Raw genomic sequence first — 17575 nt, 5'->3', positions numbered from 1 at the left:
GACTCTCGTTTTTTACTTGGAAAAAACTTGGAAATCATCGCTTTTTTCATAAAAAAATGGTATAATGAAGGGTATGAAATATCACGACTACATATGGGATTTAGGTGGCACCCTATTGGATAATTACGAGACTTCTACAGCAGCCTTTGTAGAAACCTTAGCCCAATACGGAATAGAGCAAGAACACGACTGTGTATACGAAGCCTTGAAGGTTTCTACAGCTTTTGCCATTGAGAAGTTTGCCCCAGATATCGAGGATTTTTTAGAGAACTACAAAGAAAATGAAGCACGTGAGCTAGAGCATCCAGTTCTGTTTGAGGGAATTCCGGAGTTACTCAAAGACATCTCTGACAAGGGTGGTCGCCATTTTTTGGTTTCTCATAGAAATGACCAAGTGCTAGAACTTCTTGCTAAGACCCAGATAGCCAACTACTTCACCGAGGTGGTGACCGCCAGTTCTGGCTTTAAACGAAAACCAGATCCTGAGTCTATGATTTATTTACGTGATAAATATCATATTACATCCGGTTTGGTCATCGGAGATAGAAATATTGATGTAGAAGCAGGTAAAGCTGCAGGCTTAGATGCCTATCTTTTTGACAATGTTGCAACATTGAGACAAGCAATAGACATGTAAGAAAAGGGAAAAAATGACAGAAGAAATCAAAAATCAACAGGCACAGGATTATGATGCCAGTCAAATTCAAGTTTTAGAAGGTCTGGAAGCCGTTCGTATGCGTCCAGGTATGTATATTGGGTCGACTTCAAAAGAAGGTCTTCACCATCTAGTTTGGGAAATTGTTGATAACTCAATTGACGAGGCACTAGCTGGATTTGCAAGTCATATCCAAGTTTTTATAGAGCCAGATGATTCCATTACCGTTGTGGATGACGGCCGTGGAATTCCTGTTGACATTCAGGAAAAGACAGGACGTCCCGCTGTTGAGACAGTCTTTACGGTTCTTCACGCTGGAGGAAAATTCGGCGGTGGTGGATATAAGGTATCAGGTGGTCTTCACGGTGTGGGTTCATCAGTAGTAAATGCCCTCTCAACGCAACTAGACGTTCATGTTCACAAAAATGGCAAAATTCACTACCAAGAATACCGTCGTGGTCATGTTGTTGCTGATCTTGAGGTTGTTGGAGATACAGATAAAACGGGAACAACAGTTCACTTCACACCAGACCCAGAGATTTTTACAGAAACAACGACCTTTGATTTTGACAAATTAAACAAACGTATTCAAGAATTAGCCTTTTTGAACCGAGGACTTCGAATTTCAATCACAGATAAGCGTGAAGGTCTCGAACAAACCAAACATTATCACTATGAAGGTGGGATTGCTAGCTACGTTGAATATATCAATGAGAACAAGGATGTTATCTTTGATACGCCAATCTACACAGACGGTGAGATGGATGATATCACAGTTGAAGTAGCCATGCAGTACACAACTGGTTACCACGAAAACGTCATGAGTTTCGCCAATAATATTCATACCCATGAAGGTGGAACACATGAGCAAGGTTTCCGTACTGCTCTGACGCGTGTTATCAACGATTATGCCCGCAAAAATAAATTGCTAAAAGACAATGAAGACAACCTGACAGGGGAAGATGTTCGTGAAGGCTTGACCGCCGTTATCTCTGTGAAACATCCAAATCCACAGTTTGAAGGACAAACCAAGACTAAATTGGGAAATAGCGAAGTAGTTAAGATTACCAATCGTCTCTTTAGCGATGCCTTTTCTGATTTCCTCATGGAGAATCCGCAGATTGCCAAGCGCATCGTGGAAAAAGGGATTTTGGCTGCCAAGGCTCGTGTGGCTGCCAAGCGTGCGCGTGAAGTCACTCGTAAGAAATCTGGCTTGGAAATTTCCAATCTGCCAGGAAAACTAGCGGATTGTTCTTCAAATAACCCTGCGGAAACAGAACTCTTCATCGTCGAAGGAGATTCGGCTGGTGGATCAGCTAAATCAGGTCGTAACCGTGAGTTCCAAGCTATTTTACCAATTCGTGGTAAAATCTTGAACGTTGAAAAAGCTAGCATGGATAAAATTCTTGCCAACGAAGAAATTCGGAGCCTTTTCACGGCTATGGGAACAGGATTCGGTGCAGAATTTGATGTCACTAAGGCTCGTTACCAAAAACTTGTTTTGATGACCGATGCCGATGTTGATGGTGCTCATATTCGAACCCTCCTTTTGACCCTGATTTACCGCTATATGAAACCAATTCTAGAAGCTGGCTATGTCTACATTGCCCAACCGCCAATCTACGGAGTAAAAGTTGGAAGTGAGATCAAAGAATACATCCAGCCTGGTGCAGATCAAGAAATTAAACTCCAAGAAGCCTTAGCACGTCACAGTGAAGGGCGTTCAAAACCAACCATCCAACGTTATAAAGGTCTGGGAGAAATGGATGACCACCAATTGTGGGAAACCACCATGGATCCAGAACATCGCTTGATGGCGCGTGTTTCGGTAGATGATGCTGCTGAAGCAGATAGAATCTTTGATATGTTGATGGGGGACCGAGTTGAACCTCGCCGTGAATTTATCGAAGAAAATGCCGTTTACAGTACCCTTGACGTCTAAAAAATGTGGGAAATAGTTCCCATGACCTAAAAAATATGATATAATCAATACGATTGTTTCTAGTATAAAAGGAGTTTGATATGTCTAATGGACAATTAATTTATCTAATGGTTGCGATTGCAGTCATTTTGATTCTAGCTTATGTAGCGGCAATCTTCCTACGTAAGCGTAATGTAAGTAGATTGACGGCCCTCGAGGAAAGAAAAGAAGAACTCTACAACCTTCCTGTAAATGATGAGGTTGAAGCGGTTAAAAACATGCATTTGATTGGTCAAAGTCAGGTAACCTTCCGTGAATGGAATCAAAAATGGGTTGATTTATCCCTTAACTCATTTGCTGATATAGAAAATAACCTCTTTGAGGCTGAAGGCTATAATAATTCTTTTCGCTTTTTCAAAGCGGCTCATCAAATCGATCAAATCGAAAGTCAAATTGATTTAATTGAAGAAGACATTGCGGCGATTCGCAATGCGCTTTCAGAACTTGAAAAACAAGAGTCTAAGAATAGCGGACGTGTTCTGCATGCTTTGGACTTATTTGAAAGTCTGCAACATACTGTAGCAGAAAATTCGGAACAGTATGGTAAAGCCCTTCCTGAAATTGAGAAACAATTGGAAAATATCCAGTCAGAGTTTTCTCAATTTGTAACCTTGAACTCTTCAGGTGACCCAGTTGAGGCTGCAGCAATTCTTGATTCAACTGAAAATCATATTCTCGCTTTGACACATATCGTTGATCGAGTTCCAGCTCTTGTTGAAACCTTGACAAAGGAACTGCCAGAACAATTGGAAGATTTGGAGGAAGGCTACCGTAAACTCTTAGATGCTAATTATCACTTCACTGAAACGGATATCGAGTCACGCTTCCAACTTTTACATGAATCCTTGAAAAATAATCAAGAAAACATCCGCCAGTTGGAATTGGACAATGCGGAGTATGAAAATACACAAATCCAAGAAGAGATTAATGCGCTCTATGATATTTTCACGCGTGAAATTGCTGCTCAAAAAGTTGTTGAAAGTCTCCTTTCAACGCTTCCAACCTATCTCAATCACTTGAAAGAAAATAATCAGGTTTTGGTTCAGGATCTTGAACGCTTAAATAAAACCTATCTTCTCCCAGAAAGTGATGGGAACCATGTCCGCCGTCTTCAAGCTGAATTGTCAGGTCTTGATACCGCAATCACAGAGGCAACTGAAGATCAGACAGAACCTACTCAGGCTTACTCTGTTTTAGAGGAGCAGTTTAATTCACTTCAAAGTAATCTAAAAGACATTGAAGACGAGCAAGTTTCTGTTAGTGAACGCCTATCTCAAATCGAAAAAGACGACATCAATGCTCGTCAGAAAGCCAATGTTTATGTGAATCGTTTGCATACCATTAAACGGTATATGGAAAAGAGAAACTTGCCGGGTATTCCTCAAAGTTTCTTGAAACTTTTCTTCACTGCAAGCCATAACACAGAAGATCTGATGGCAGAGTTAGAGCAACCACAAGTGAATATTGAATCCGTTAAACGAATTCTTGAAATTGCGACCCATGACATGGAGGCTCTTGAAACAGAAACCTACAATATTGTTCAATATGCGACCTTGACGGAGCAACTCTTGCAGTATTCAAACCGTTACCGTTCATTTGATGAGCGTATACAGCAAGCTTTCAATGAAGCGCTTGAAATTTTTGAAAAAGAATTTGACTACAAGGCATCATTTGAGAAGATTTCTCAGGCCTTGGAAGTTGCAGAACCAGGAGTCACAAATCGCTTTGTTTCTTCTTATGAAAAAACACGTGAAGCGATTCGCTTCTAATACTTGAAAAGCTTAGATCATCTAGGCTTTTTATTATTTCTTTCAAAAATAGAAGAATATCGATTTATCATTGAAATTATAGTTCTGATTTGATATGATGGAGGTATGAAGAAAAATAGAGAGAAGCGTGTTTCCCACGATAAAAAGAGAAATGTATTACTTGTTTTAGTAGGTATTTTAAGTCTTGCTATGATCTGCCTAGGTGGCGTGATTGGTCACAAGATTTTGCAGAAACAATCCTATGAACAAAAAATTGAAACCTTAAAAAATGAAAAAGACCAACAATTCAACGCAGGCAGTCAGAAAGACCATTTCCGAAAAGGTCAAGCTGAAGTGATTGTCTATTATCCTCTTCAAGGGGAGGAAGTCATTGCGCCTGTTAGGGAAAAAATCAACCAGAATATTAAAGAAAAGCTGGAAGATAAAGAAGATTTGGTCTTTTATTATACCGAGCAATTAGATCCTGTTTTAAAGGGAGTTGTTGCTCGTAATATTAGTAAGCAAGTCTACGATTTGTCTGCAGCAAAGGTTGAAGAAAAAGAAAAGACGTCTTTAGGGAAAGTTCACTTGACAGAAGATGGTAAACTTTTTACACTTAGTCAACTTTTCAAAGATGATAGCAAGGCTAAGGAACTCCTGCTGAGTCAAATCAAATCAACTCTAGAAGATAAGAAACTTGACCAGACAAAAATTGATCAGGTCCTAAAATACTTTACAGACCAAGATCTGGCATCATGGAGCTTTGATTATAAAGATAGCCAAATCATCCTTTATCCTGCGAATCCAGGGGATACTCTGGAGGAAATTGCTCTACCAATATCCAGTTTCTTTGATGTATTGGAGTCCTCTTATCTATTAGAAAAGGATGCTGAGCTCTACCAAGCTTACTTTGTACAAAAAAATAAAAAAGTTGTAGCCTTGACTTTTGATGATGGTCCAAATCCATCTACAACTACACAAGCTTTGGATACATTGGCTAAGTACAATGTAAAGGCAACCTTCTTTGTACTTGGTAAAAACATTGCTGGCAATGAAGATCTTCTGAAACGAATGAAATCAGAAGGGCATGTTGTGGGAAATCATAGCTGGGATCATCCTGTCCTTTCTAAATTATCTCTCGAAGATGCTAAAAAGCAAATCACGGATACAGAAGATGCCTTGACCAAGGTTTTAGGATCGAGTTCTAAACTCATGCGTCCGCCTTATGGTGCCATTACTGATGATATCCGTAACAGTCTGGACTTGAGCTTTATCATGTGGAATGTGGATAGTTTGGACTGGAAGAGTAAGAATGAGACAGCCATTTTGACAGAGATTCAGCATCAGGTTCGTAATGGATCGATTGTTCTTATGCATGATATTCATGGCGCTACAGTTAATGCTCTTCCAAAGATTATAGAATATCTGAAAGAGCAAGGTTATACATTTGTGACTATTCCAGAATTGCTTAATTCTCGATTGAAAGCTCACGAAATGTATTATGACCGTGATCAATAATCGACAAAATCTAAAGAGACATGCCTCTGTTAATCCGGCTTTGTTTCTTTAGATTTTCTTCACATAGAAAGGAAAAACGATGAAATCTTATATCCTTAATAACGGCGTTTCAATCCCAGTTTTAGGATTTGGGACGTGGAAAGCTGAAAATGGAGAAGTGGCCTACCAAGCCGTTTTAGAAGCCTTAAAGGCTGGTTACCGTCATATCGATACTGCAGCTATCTACAAAAATGAGGAGAGTGTTGGTCGCGCTATTCGAGATAGCGGTATTCCACGCCAAGAAATCTTTGTAACGACCAAACTCTGGAACACCAATCACAGCTATGAAGAAGCTCATCAAGCTTTTGAGCAATCAATGGAAAAATTGGGATTGGACTATCTAGATTTGTACCTTATCCATTGGCCAAATCCAAAACCACTAAGAGAAAATGATGCATGGAAAACCCGCAATGCTGAAGTCTGGAGAGCGATGGAGGACCTTTACCAAGAAGGTAAAATCCGTGCTATCGGAGTTAGTAATTTCCTCCCCAAGCATTTGGATTCCTTGCTTGAAACAGCAAGAATCATTCCAGCGATCAATCAGGTGCGCTTGGCACCAGGAGTTTATCAAGAGGAAGTGGTTGACTACTGTCGAGAAAAAGGAATTCTCTTAGAGGCCTGGGGACCTTTTGGTCAAGGTGAGTTGTTTGAACAGAAAGAAGTCCAAGAAATTGCTGTAAAGCATGGGAAATCAGTGGCTCAAATCGCCTTGGCTTGGAGTTTGGTAGAAGGTTTCTTACCTCTACCTAAGTCCGTGACAGCCTCTCGCATCCAGAGCAATCTTGACTGTTTTGGGATTGAACTCAGCACAGAAGAGCGAGAAATCTTAAAGACTATCTCGGTGACTTCTGGTGCACCACGTGTGGATGAGATGGATTTTTAGAAAGTAAGAAAAAGAATTGTAAATTTTTTGCCTTTCTGATATAATATTCAACAGGAAAGAAAGTCTTATGGCGTTCTTCAAGCGAGCTTGGGATAGTGGGAGCCAAGTAGAACAAGCTAAGAAACTGGCACTTTCTGTCGTATTTTTTAAAAACAATGAAGTAATAAATTAGGGTGGAACCGCGTTTCTGACGCCCCTAGTCGTAAGGCTTGGGTGTTGAAATGCGGTTCTTTTGTTTAATCAGTCTATTGTGTGAAAGAAAGGAGAGCCGTGGATAACCTTTATCTTGTAAAAGATGATAGCCAACTAGTTGCATTTCGTGATTTTGTATTAAGAAATACTGAAAAGTTGGAGGCTTATCAATCTTTTTTAAAGAATGAACTTGCAGTCTATGATTTACCACAAGCCGTCATTTGGTCAGGTTTTAATGCTGCTACACAGATTATTAGGGAAATTCCTGTTCCTGCCTATACAAATAATAAACGAATGGTTATGACGCCTGATTTAACTGTTTGGAAAGAGCTGTATTTGTATCAGTTGATGGACTACGAGTGTTCTCAGCAAACTCAAGCAATAAAAAGTCACTATCATTCTTTATCTGAAAATTTCCTCTTACAGATTGTAGGACATGAGTTAGCTCATTGGTCGGAGCATTTTTTAGATGATTTTGATGGTTACGACTCTTACATCTGGTTCGAAGAGGGGATGGTTGAATATATTAGTCGCAAGTATTTCTTGACAGAAGAGGAATTTCAAGCGGAAAAAATTTGTAATCAATCTCTCGTAGAACTTTATCAGAAGAAGTATGGTTGGCATTCATTGAATGATTTTGGTTCCTCTACTTATGATAAGAACTATGCAAGTATTTTTTACGAATACTGGCGTAGTTTTTTGACAGTAGATAAGTTGGTAGAAAATCTAGGTAGTGTACAAGCGGTCTTCGATTCTTATCATCTATGGGCAAACACAGATAAAACTCTTCCCTTGTTAAATTGGTTTGTTCAGCAGAAATTAATTGAAAAAGAAATATAAAAACTAAAGGAGTAAACAATGTCTAAGAAATTAACATTTCAAGAAATTATTTTGACTTTGCAACAATTTTGGAATGACCAAGGTTGTATGCTCATGCAGGCTTATGACAATGAGAAAGGTGCGGGGACAATGAGTCCTTACACTTTCCTTCGTGCTATCGGACCTGAGCCATGGAATGCGGCTTATGTAGAGCCATCACGTCGTCCTGCTGACGGTCGTTATGGGGAAAACCCTAACCGTCTTTACCAACACCACCAATTCCAAGTGGTCATGAAGCCTTCTCCATCAAATATCCAAGAGCTTTACCTTGAGTCTTTGGAAAAATTGGGTATTAATCCTTTGGAACACGATATCCGCTTCGTTGAGGACAACTGGGAAAATCCTTCAACTGGTTCAGCTGGTCTTGGATGGGAAGTTTGGCTTGATGGGATGGAAATCACTCAGTTCACTTATTTCCAACAAGTTGGTGGATTGGCAACTGGACCTGTGACTGCTGAAGTTACCTATGGTTTGGAACGCTTGGCTTCTTATATTCAGGAAGTAGACTCTGTCTATGATATTGAGTGGGCGGATGGTGTAAAATACGGAGAAATCTTCATCCAGCCTGAGTACGAGCATTCAAAATATTCATTTGAAATTTCGGATCAAGAGATGTTGCTGGAAAACTTTGATAAGTTTGAAAAAGAGGCTGGGCGTGCATTGGAAGAAGGCTTGGTTCACCCTGCCTATGACTATGTTCTCAAATGTTCACACACCTTTAACTTGCTTGATGCGCGAGGTGCCGTATCTGTAACTGAACGCGCAGGCTATATCGCTCGTATCCGTAACTTGGCCCGTGTCGTAGCCAAAACCTTTGTCGCAGAGCGCAAACGCCTAGGATACCCACTTTTGGATGAAGCAACACGAGCTAAACTCTTAGCAGAAGACGCAGAATAGTGAGTAATACTGTGATCTAAAATCGTTAAAGGCAAGTCGAAGACTTGCTAGAGGGATATGCACCGCCGTACTGTTATGTGGGGATTTTTGAAACTTTAGGTTCAAAAATCAGTCAGCTAAATCCACTTTGATGAGACTGTGGGGAAATCTTGCTCAATTTAGTATTAGAATTCCCCACAGACTCACAAAGTTAGTTAGCGATGTCCCCAGTACCTAAGGTGCATATCAAAAAAGATTGAAGAAAATGTAAAGGAAAAAACATGACAAAAAACTTATTAGTAGAACTTGGTCTTGAAGAATTACCAGCCTATGTTGTGACCCCAAGTGAAAAACAACTAGGTGAAAAAATGGCAGCCTTTCTCAAAGAAAACCGCCTATCATACGAAAACATTCAAACCTTCTCAACTCCACGTCGTTTGGCTGTTCGTGTCACTGGTCTTTCAGATAAACAGTCTGATTTGACAGAAGATTTCAAGGGGCCAGCTAAGAAAATTGCCTTGGATAGTGATGGAAACTTCACCAAAGCAGCCCAAGGATTTGTTCGTGGGAAAGGCTTAACGGTTGAAGATATTGAATTCCGTGAAATCAAGGGTGAAGAATATGTCTATGTTACCAAGGAAGAAGTGGGCCAACCAGTTGAGAACATTGTTCCAGGTGTAGTAGATGTCTTGAAGTCATTGACTTTCCCTGTCAGCATGCACTGGGCTAACAATACTTTTGAATATATCCGCCCTGTGCACACTTTGACAGTTCTCTTGGACGAGCAGGAGTTTGATCTGGATTTCCTTGATATCAAGGGCGGTCGTGTGAGCCGTGGTCATCGTTTCTTGGGGCAAGAAACAAAGATTCAGTCAGCATTGAGCTATGAAGAAGACCTTCGTGAACAGTTTGTAATCGCGGATCCACGTGAACGTGAGCAAATGATTGTTGATCAAATCAAAGAAATCGAGGCAAAACATGGTGTACGCATCGAGATTGATGCTGACTTGCTGAACGAAGTCTTGAACTTGGTTGAATACCCAACTGCCTTTATGGGAAGTTTTGATGCTAAATACCTTGAAGTTCCAGAAGAAGTCTTGGTGACATCAATGAAGGAACACCAACGTTACTTTGTTGTTCGTGATCAAGACGGTAAACTCTTGCCAAACTTCATTTCAGTCCGTAATGGAAACGCAGAGCATTTGGGAAATGTCATCAAGGGTAATGAAAAAGTCTTAGTTGCCCGCTTGGAAGACGGAGAATTCTTCTGGCGTGAGGACCAAAAATTGGTCATTTCAGATCTTGTTGAAAAATTAAACAACGTGACCTTCCATGAAAAGATTGGTTCTCTTCGTGAGCACATGATTCGTACAGGTCAGATTGCCGTCCTTTTGGCGGAAAAAGCTGGTTTGTCAGTGGATGAAACGGTTGACCTAGCTCGTGCAGCAGCCATTTACAAGTTTGACTTGTTGACAGGGATGGTTGGTGAGTTTGATGAACTCCAAGGAATTATGGGTGAGAAATATGCCCTTCTTGCTGGGGAGACTCCAGCAGTTGCGGCTGCTATTCGTGAACATTACATGCCTACATCAGCCGAAGGAGAACTTCCAGAGAGCAAGGTTGGAGCCATTCTAGCCATTGCAGACAAATTGGATACGATTTTGAGTTTCTTCTCAGCAGGCCTGATTCCGTCAGGTTCTAATGACCCTTATGCCCTTCGTCGTGCGACGCAAGGTGTGGTTCGTATCTTGGATGCTTTTGGTTGGCACATTGCTATGGATGAGTTGATTGATAGCCTGTATGCTTTGAAATTTGACAGCTTGACTTATGAAAATAAAGCAGAAGTCATGGACTTTATCAAGGCTCGTGTTGATAAGATGATGGGTTCAACTCCAAAAGACATTAAGGAAGCAGTCCTTGCAAGTTCGAACTTTGTTGTGGCGGATATGTTGGAAGCAGCAAGTGCTATCGTCGAAGCAAGCAAAGAAGAAGATTTCAAATCGTCTGTCGAATCTCTCTCACGTGCTTTCAACTTGGCTGAGAAAGCAGAAGGCTCTGATACTGTTGATCCTGCCCTCTTTGAGAATGAAGAAGAGAAATCCTTGGCGGAAGCAGTAGAATCACTCGTTTTGTCAGGGACTGCAAGTCAGCAATTAGAACAACTCTTTGTGCTTAGCCCAATTATTGATGCTTTCTTTGAAAATACCATGGTAATGGCCGAAGATCAGGCTGTCCGTCAAAATCGCTTGGCAATCTTGTCGCAATTAACCAAGAAAGCAGCTAAACTTGCACGTTTCAACCAAATTAATACTAAATAAACTCAGTCAAACGGACTGTATCTTATCACAAAGGAGAAGAAATGGATCCGAAAAAAATCGCTCGTATCAACGAGCTTGCCAAAAAGAAAAAAACAGAAGGCTTAACTTCTGCTGAAAAAGTGGAACAAGCTAAACTTCGTGAGGAGTACATCGAAGGCTATCGCCGTTCTGTTCGTCACCACATTGAAGGAATCAAAATTGTGGACGAGGAAGGCAATGACGTCACACCAGAAAAAATACGCCAAGTACAACGCGAAAAAGGTTTGCATGGTCGTAGTTTAGATGATCCTAACTCATAGAACGAAAGGGGTTTATAGATGATTTACAATCCCCTTTTCGTTTGCAGTAAAAAAGAAGGAGCCCTTTGGCTCCTTTTTGGTTTCTTAGTTACTTGCGCCAGAAGTAGCGTCTGCGCCACCACCGTGGCCTCCAGCATCACCTGAATCAGAAGCGCCAGAAGTAGCATCAGCATTTCCATGCCCTCCAGCAGCAGGAGCAAATGGTCCGCTACCACCTACCAAACGTTGACCAGTTTCTTTTAGGTACCAGTCAAGCCATGGTTGGAAGTTAAAGACGATTTCATTGATACCAGCGTATGATCCATCAGGATAGTACATCGCTTGGTAGTTGTGAGTGTTGATAACACCTGCAGGTGAGCCTGGAACGATCGTACGAACGTATTCTTGGTTTCCGTTGCGAAGTGTTCCGATAACCCACTCTACGTTCTTCATACGTGCTGGTGGAAGAGAACCATGAACAGTCGACATACGGCTACCTGATTGAGGTGGTACACGTTTAGCAAACATGGTGTCTGGATCTTGGTGAGCGTTGTTGTAGTAGAGGAATTGGTTGTTGTCGTCAGCGTATGTCAATTCAAATGGCATAGCTTTCAAGAACATATCAATTTGATTAACTGTCAAGATACCGTGGTCCAATTTGACATAGGTATCACCAGAAACAGCTCCAGTGATTGCTGCAACTTTTTCTACCCATTCTGGATCGTCAGGATCAACTTCTGTAATGGTTGTAGCAATTGGTTTTCCACAATCCAAGTCTTCTGGTTCGATTGGTTTTGGTTTTTTCAATTTCGAAACTACTCCTACGTATTTTACAAAGTTATCTAAGCAAGTTTCAAGGAATTTAACAGTTCCTTCGTTGGTGATATTTCCGTCGTTATCAAAAGCTTCTTTAGCTTTGCCAAGAAGGAATTCGTTACCTGGAAGCGTGTAGGCATTGACACCAGGAGCGTCAAGGATTTTACGAAGGTGAACTTGAGCACGTGATGTTCCTTGGTCGTAGTATGATGCACCTACAATCATAACAGGTTTGTTTTCAAATGGATGAACTTCGTATGAAAGCCATTCAAGTACAGATTTGAGAGAAGCTGAGATAGTGTGGTTGTGCTCAGGAGTCGCGATAATGACACCATCAGCACGTGTAATCTTGTTATACAAGAAGCGCAATTGGAAACTTTCGTCCCATTTTTCGTCTTGGTTAAACATTGGAACTTCGTCGATTTCAAGAACTTCTAATTCAAATTTGAATTTGAAATTGCGACGGATAAATTCCAAGAGTTTGCGGTTATATGATTGATCGTAGTTTGATCCAACAAGTCCAACAAATTTCATTCTTTCGGTCTCCTATCTTACAAATTTTCCCAGTCGAATTCTTCAGCATCTTTGCGAAGCAATTCTTGTGCATTGCGCAATTTCTCAGTAATCTTCACAAAGATACGGAAGTCATCAAAGATGGCATCCAATTTCTTGATGACATCAAGGTCAACCAAGTCGCCACTTGGGTTAAATGCTTGAAGAGAGTGTGAGAGCAAGAATTCATCTGGAAGAACATTTGCCTTGATTTCAGGAGCGTTCAAGATTTGACGAAGCTGCAATTGGGCACGAGATGAACCAAGTGTACCATAGGAAGCACCAGTGATCATGATTGGTTTGTTCAAAAGTGGGTAGATACCGTAAGATAGCCAAGCAAGAGCGCTCATCAAAACCGCAGGGATAGAGTGGTCGTACTCAGGAGTACCGATAATCACACCGTCAGATGCTTCAATTTTAGCAGCAATTTCAAGAATTTCATCTGGAAGTTGCTTATCTGCTGGTTTGTTGAAAACAGGGATATCCTTGATTTCAACGAGTTCAATTTCAGCTTTATCAGCAAAGTGTTTTTGCATGTATTGGAGCAATTGGCGATTTGTAGAACGTTTAGAGTTCGTTCCAACAATGGCAATAAGTTTTAGCATGAGATTTCCTTTCTCTTTTTACATAATACAATTTTGAAGGCCTGAAGAACATGCAAGGCGTCCCTCTTTGTCGATGAGGATGGCTTCAATCCCATCTATACTTTCGACTTGCCAGAGGATAGAAGCGCTTCGTTCTCCGAAAAGGCGTGTTGTCCATATCTCACCATCAACGGATTTATCAGAGACAATCGTTAGGCTAGCAAGATCGGTTTCGACAGGGAATCCTGTCTTACTATCAAAGATATGGTGGTAGTCTTTTCCATCTACTGTCAGGTGGCGTTCATAGATACCTGAAGTGACAACGGATTTGTTAGAAGCAGGAATGGTTAGGAGATGGTTGCCACGAGGATTTCGCGGATCTTGAATCCCAATCTGCCAGGCATTCCCTTCTTTGGCTTGGTTATTCCCGATGGTGAGGATATTTCCTCCGAGATTGATCAAGGCAGAGGTGACACCGTGTGCTTTCAAATACTGGGCAACCTTATCTGCACTATAGCCCTTGGCTAAACAACCTAAATCAAGCTTCATTCCTTTCTTCTCTAAAAAAATAGTAGAGTTAGTCGGATCCAACTTGATAAAATGCGGGTTAACTAGAGGCAAGACAGCTTCGATTTCGTTTAATTCTGGAAGCCGTGCATCTGCAAATCCGATTCGCCAGGTTTGAATCAAGGGGCCAATGCTGATGTTTAGATGGCTAGATGGAGCTAGGCTATGCTCAAGTCCAAGAGCAATCAGTTCAAATAGATCAGGATGAACCTTAACAGGTGTGATTCCAGCCTGGTAGTTGATTTCCATCAATTCGGATTCTTGACTGTTGGCGTTAAAGCGGTATTCGAGCTCTTTGAGCAAGTCAAAGGCTCCTTGAAGTAGGCAATCAGCCCGTTCATCTACTAATGAAATCGTGATAGTTGTTCCCATTAGCCGTTCAGAACGTGAACGAAGAGGCAAGCTACCAACTCCTTTCTTCTTACAGGAAATCATTCAAGATAAGTTAGATTAATAGAAAATTTAACCCCTTACATTTTCTTTCCATGTATCTAGCATACCATAAAGTCAGCGTTTTCACAAATAAATTTTAACAAAAGTCAAGAAATATGCTTAAAAATTGGAAGGAAATGAAACAAACAATATAGTAAAGAATAATTTTTTCTGAAAAAAAGAGAATTCCAAGCAAATACCTTGTAAACGCTAACAGTAAATGATATACTAGGGGGGTAAATTAAATTTTAAAGGTGGAATTATTCTATGAGTAAAATCGTTGTAGTTGGTGCTAACCACGCTGGTACAGCATGTATCAACACTATGTTGGACAACTTTGGACATGAAAATGAAATCGTTGTATTTGACCAAAACTCAAATATTTCATTCCTTGGTTGTGGAATGGCTCTTTGGATCGGGGAACAAATCGATGGAGCTGAAGGCTTGTTCTACTCTGATAAAGAAAAATTGGAAGCAAAAGGTGCTAAAGTGTACATGAACTCACCTGTTCTTTCAATCGACTATGACAATAAAGTTGTGACTGCAGAAGTTGAAGGTCAAGAACATAAAGAATCTTACGACAAATTGATCTTTGCGACTGGTTCAACTCCAATCTTGCCTCCAATCGAAGGTGTTGAAATTGAGAAGGGCAACCGCGAATTCAAAGCAACACTTGAAAATGTTCAATTTGTTAAGTTGTACCAAAATGCAGAAGAAGTTATCAACAAACTTGCTGACAAGAGCAAACACCTTGAGCGCATCGCTGTTGTTGGTGGAGGTTATATCGGTGTTGAACTGGCTGAAGCTTTTGAACGTCTTGGAAAAGAAGTTGTGCTTGTTGACATCGTAGATACTGTTTTGAATGGCTACTACGACAAAGACTTCACTCAAATGATGGCTAAGAACTTGGAAGACCACAACATCCGCTTGGCTCTTGGTCAAACTGTTAAAGCAATCCAAGGTGACGGCAAAGTAGAACGCTTGGTAACTGACAAAGAAACATTTGATGTGGACATGGTTGTTCTTGCTGTTGGTTTCCGTCCAAACACAGCTCTTGCAGATGGTAAGATTGAACTTTTCCGCAACGGTGCCTTCCTTGTAGACAAGAAACAAGAAACATCTATCCCAGGTGTATACGCTGTTGGTGACTGTGCGACTGTTTATGACAATGCTCGTAAAGATACAAGCTACATCGCTCTTGCATCTAACGCTGTACGTACTGGTATCGTTGGTGCTTATAACGCTTGTGGACATGAATTGGAAGGAATCGGTGTGCAAGGATCAAACGGTATTTCAATCTATGGTCTTCACATGGTTTCAACTGGTTTGACTCTTGAAAAAGCAAAAGCAGCAGGTTACAATGCAACTGAAACTGGCTTTAACGATCTTCAAAAACCAGAATTTATGAAGCATGACAACCACGAAGTTGCCATCAAGATTGTCTTTGACAAAGACAGCCGCGAAATTCTAGGTGCACAAATGGTTTCACATGATGCTGCTATCAGTATGGGAATCCACATGTTCTCACTTGCTATCCAAGAGCATGTGACGATTGATAAGTTGGCCTTGACAGACCTATTCTTCTTGCCACACTTCAACAAACCATACAACTACATCACAATGGCTGCACTTACAGCTGAAAAATAAAAATTGATGAGCTATCTGGCCTTAACTGAAGGTCAGGTAGTTTTTTTGTTAATCTGTACCCATACAATTATAGTTTTTCTATCTTGTACTTCATTCTAATCTGGCTTAAAATGAAATGGTAGCTACCAATACAAATGATGAGGATTGAGAAATGACTGAAAATCGTTATGAACTGAATAAAAATTTGGCGCAGATGCTCAAAGGTGGGGTTATCATGGATGTTCAGAACCCTGAACAGGCTTGTATTGCAGAGGCTGCTGGTGCGGCAGCTGTTATGGCCTTGGAGCGGATTCCAGCTGATATTCGTGCAGCTGGTGGAGTTTCCCGTATGAGCGACCCAAAGATGATTAAGGAAATCCAAGAAGCGGTCAGTATTCCAGTGATGGCCAAGGTCAGAATCGGGCATTTTGTTGAAGCTCAGATTTTGCAGGCTATTGAGATTGACTATATCGATGAGAGTGAAGTACTTTCTCCAGCTGACGACCGTTTCCATGTGGATAAGAAGGAATTCCAAGTTCCTTTTGTCTGTGGAGCTAAGGACTTGGGTGAAGCCTTGCGTCGTATCGCTGAAGGAGCTTCTATGATTCGGACAAAAGGAGAACCGGGTACAGGAGACATTGTTCAAGCCGTTCGTCATATGCGTATGATGAATCAGGAAATTCGCCGTATTCAAAATCTACGCGAAGATGAACTATATGTGGCTGCAAAAGAACTCCAAGTTCCTGTAGAATTGGTCCAATACGTCCACGAACATGGAAAATTACCAGTTGTCAACTTTGCAGCCGGAGGTGTGGCAACGCCAGCAGATGCTGCGCTGATGATGCAATTGGGGGCAGAAGGCGTCTTTGTCGGTTCAGGTATTTTCAAGTCAGGAGATCCTGTTAAACGAGCAAGTGCTATTGTCAAAGCTGTAACCAACTACCAAAATCCTCAAATTCTGGCTCAAATCTCTGAAGACCTAGGGGAAGCCATGGTTGGTATTAATGAGAATGAAATCCAAATTCTTATGGCAGAGCGAGGAAAATAGATGAAAATCGGAATACTAGCCTTGCAAGGTGCCTTTGAAGAACATGCAAAAGTGCTAGAAAAGTTAGGTGTTGTTAGTGTCGAAATCAGAAATTTAGATGATTTTCAACAACATCAGAGTGACTTGTCCGGCTTGATATTACCTGGCGGTGAGTCTACAACCATGGGCAAGCTCTTGCGTGACCAGCAGATGTTAATTCCCATCCGAGAAGTCATTCTATCTGGACTGCCAGTCTTTGGAACCTGTGCAGGGTTGATTTTGCTAGCTAAGGAAATCACTTCTCGGGAAGAAAGTCATCTTGGAACCATGGATATAGTGGTTGAGCGCAATGCTTATGGGCGCCAACTAGGAAGTTTCTATACGGAGGCAGAATGTAAGGGAGTCGGTCAGATTCCCATGACCTTTATTCGTGGACCGATTATCAGCAGTGTTGGAGAGGGTGTAGAAGTTTTAGCAACAGTTGATGATCAAATCGTTGCAGCCCAAGAAAAAAATATGCTGGTAACTTCTTTTCATCCAGAATTGACAGATCATGTTGGCTTGCATCAGTACTTTATCAATATGTGTAAAGAAAAAAGTTGAG

Annotated in this window: 15 protein-coding genes; 12 read left to right on the top strand and 3 right to left on the bottom strand. The window is 41.0% G+C overall.

Translation table 11 applies throughout. From position 1 onward, the window contains the following. The first annotated feature begins 73 nt into the window (after positions 1–73). From GOM47_RS06810 to GOM47_RS06770, 9 genes are all read left to right on the top strand, one after another. Positions 74–637, top strand: coding sequence for an HAD-IA family hydrolase (locus tag GOM47_RS06810; RefSeq protein WP_321159580.1), 564 nt, complete (start codon positions 74–76; stop codon positions 635–637). Between the two features lie 13 nt (positions 638–650). After that, a complete protein-coding gene (gene gyrB, locus GOM47_RS06805; protein WP_235080291.1) occupies positions 651–2597 on the top strand; it encodes a DNA topoisomerase (ATP-hydrolyzing) subunit B in 1947 nt (648 codons plus the stop codon). 80 nt (positions 2598–2677) lie between these two features. Then, positions 2678–4405, top strand: a complete 1728-nt coding sequence (ezrA, locus tag GOM47_RS06800; protein WP_235080290.1) for a septation ring formation regulator EzrA — start codon at positions 2678–2680, stop codon at positions 4403–4405. Positions 4406–4510: 105 nt separating this feature from the next. After that, positions 4511–5902 (top strand): peptidoglycan-N-acetylglucosamine deacetylase PgdA, encoded by a 1392-nt coding sequence (gene pgdA / locus GOM47_RS06795; protein ID WP_235080289.1) that lies wholly within the window; start codon positions 4511–4513, stop codon positions 5900–5902. Positions 5903–5981: 79 nt separating this feature from the next. Then, the gene (locus tag GOM47_RS06790) at positions 5982–6824 is read left to right on the top strand and encodes an aldo/keto reductase (protein ID WP_235080288.1); all 843 of its coding nucleotides are present in this window, start codon (positions 5982–5984) and stop codon (positions 6822–6824) included. A 270-nt stretch (positions 6825–7094) separates the two neighbouring features. Then, a complete protein-coding gene (locus GOM47_RS06785) occupies positions 7095–7856 on the top strand; it encodes an elongation factor Tu (protein WP_235080287.1) in 762 nt (253 codons plus the stop codon). Positions 7857–7874: 18 nt separating this feature from the next. Further along, entirely contained in the window at positions 7875–8792 is a 918-nt protein-coding gene (glyQ, locus tag GOM47_RS06780; RefSeq protein WP_000038733.1) for a glycine--tRNA ligase subunit alpha, read from the top strand. A 260-nt stretch (positions 8793–9052) separates the two neighbouring features. Further along, positions 9053–11089 (top strand): glycine--tRNA ligase subunit beta, encoded by a 2037-nt coding sequence (glyS, locus tag GOM47_RS06775; RefSeq protein WP_235080286.1) that lies wholly within the window; start codon positions 9053–9055, stop codon positions 11087–11089. 41 nt (positions 11090–11130) lie between these two features. Next, on the top strand, positions 11131–11388 hold the full coding sequence (locus tag GOM47_RS06770) for a DUF896 family protein (protein ID WP_235080285.1): 258 nt from the start codon (positions 11131–11133) through the stop codon (positions 11386–11388). Between the two features lie 84 nt (positions 11389–11472). On the opposite strand, the gene GOM47_RS06765 is transcribed toward GOM47_RS06770, so the two are convergent. Genes GOM47_RS06765 through GOM47_RS06755 form a run of 3 tightly spaced genes read right to left on the bottom strand, consistent with a single transcriptional unit; the run spans position 11473 to position 14288 of the window. Then, positions 11473–12717, bottom strand: coding sequence for an NAD(P)H-dependent oxidoreductase (locus GOM47_RS06765; protein ID WP_235080284.1), 1245 nt, complete (start codon positions 12715–12717; stop codon positions 11473–11475). Between the two features lie 17 nt (positions 12718–12734). Beyond that, on the bottom strand, positions 12735–13340 hold the full coding sequence (locus GOM47_RS06760) for an NADPH-dependent FMN reductase (protein WP_084875518.1): 606 nt from the start codon (positions 13338–13340) through the stop codon (positions 12735–12737). 18 nt (positions 13341–13358) lie between these two features. Further along, positions 13359–14288: an FAD:protein FMN transferase gene (locus GOM47_RS06755; RefSeq protein WP_235080283.1), complete on the bottom strand. Its 930-nt coding sequence runs from the start codon at positions 14286–14288 to the stop codon at positions 13359–13361. Positions 14289–14585: 297 nt separating this feature from the next. Here GOM47_RS06755 and nox point away from each other — a divergent pair, with 297 nt between their 5' ends. The 3 genes from nox to pdxT all read left to right on the top strand — a co-directional run bounded on the left by nox (position 14586) and on the right by pdxT (position 17574). After that, positions 14586–15965 carry a H2O-forming NADH oxidase gene (gene nox / locus GOM47_RS06750; RefSeq protein ID WP_235080282.1) on the top strand — a complete coding sequence of 460 codons (1380 nt, stop codon included), beginning with the start codon at positions 14586–14588 and terminating at the stop codon, positions 15963–15965. A gap of 151 nt (positions 15966–16116) precedes the next feature. Then, a complete protein-coding gene (gene pdxS / locus GOM47_RS06745; protein ID WP_235080281.1) occupies positions 16117–16992 on the top strand; it encodes a pyridoxal 5'-phosphate synthase lyase subunit PdxS in 876 nt (291 codons plus the stop codon). Continuing rightward, positions 16993–17574 carry a pyridoxal 5'-phosphate synthase glutaminase subunit PdxT gene (gene pdxT / locus GOM47_RS06740; protein ID WP_235080280.1) on the top strand — a complete coding sequence of 194 codons (582 nt, stop codon included), beginning with the start codon at positions 16993–16995 and terminating at the stop codon, positions 17572–17574. It begins immediately after the preceding gene. Position 17575 lies beyond the last annotated feature (1 nt).

This window comes from Streptococcus oralis (assembly GCF_021497945.1).
Classification (GTDB): domain Bacteria; phylum Bacillota; class Bacilli; order Lactobacillales; family Streptococcaceae; genus Streptococcus; species Streptococcus oralis_BR.
This window is presented reverse-complemented; position numbering and strand designations above follow the sequence as displayed.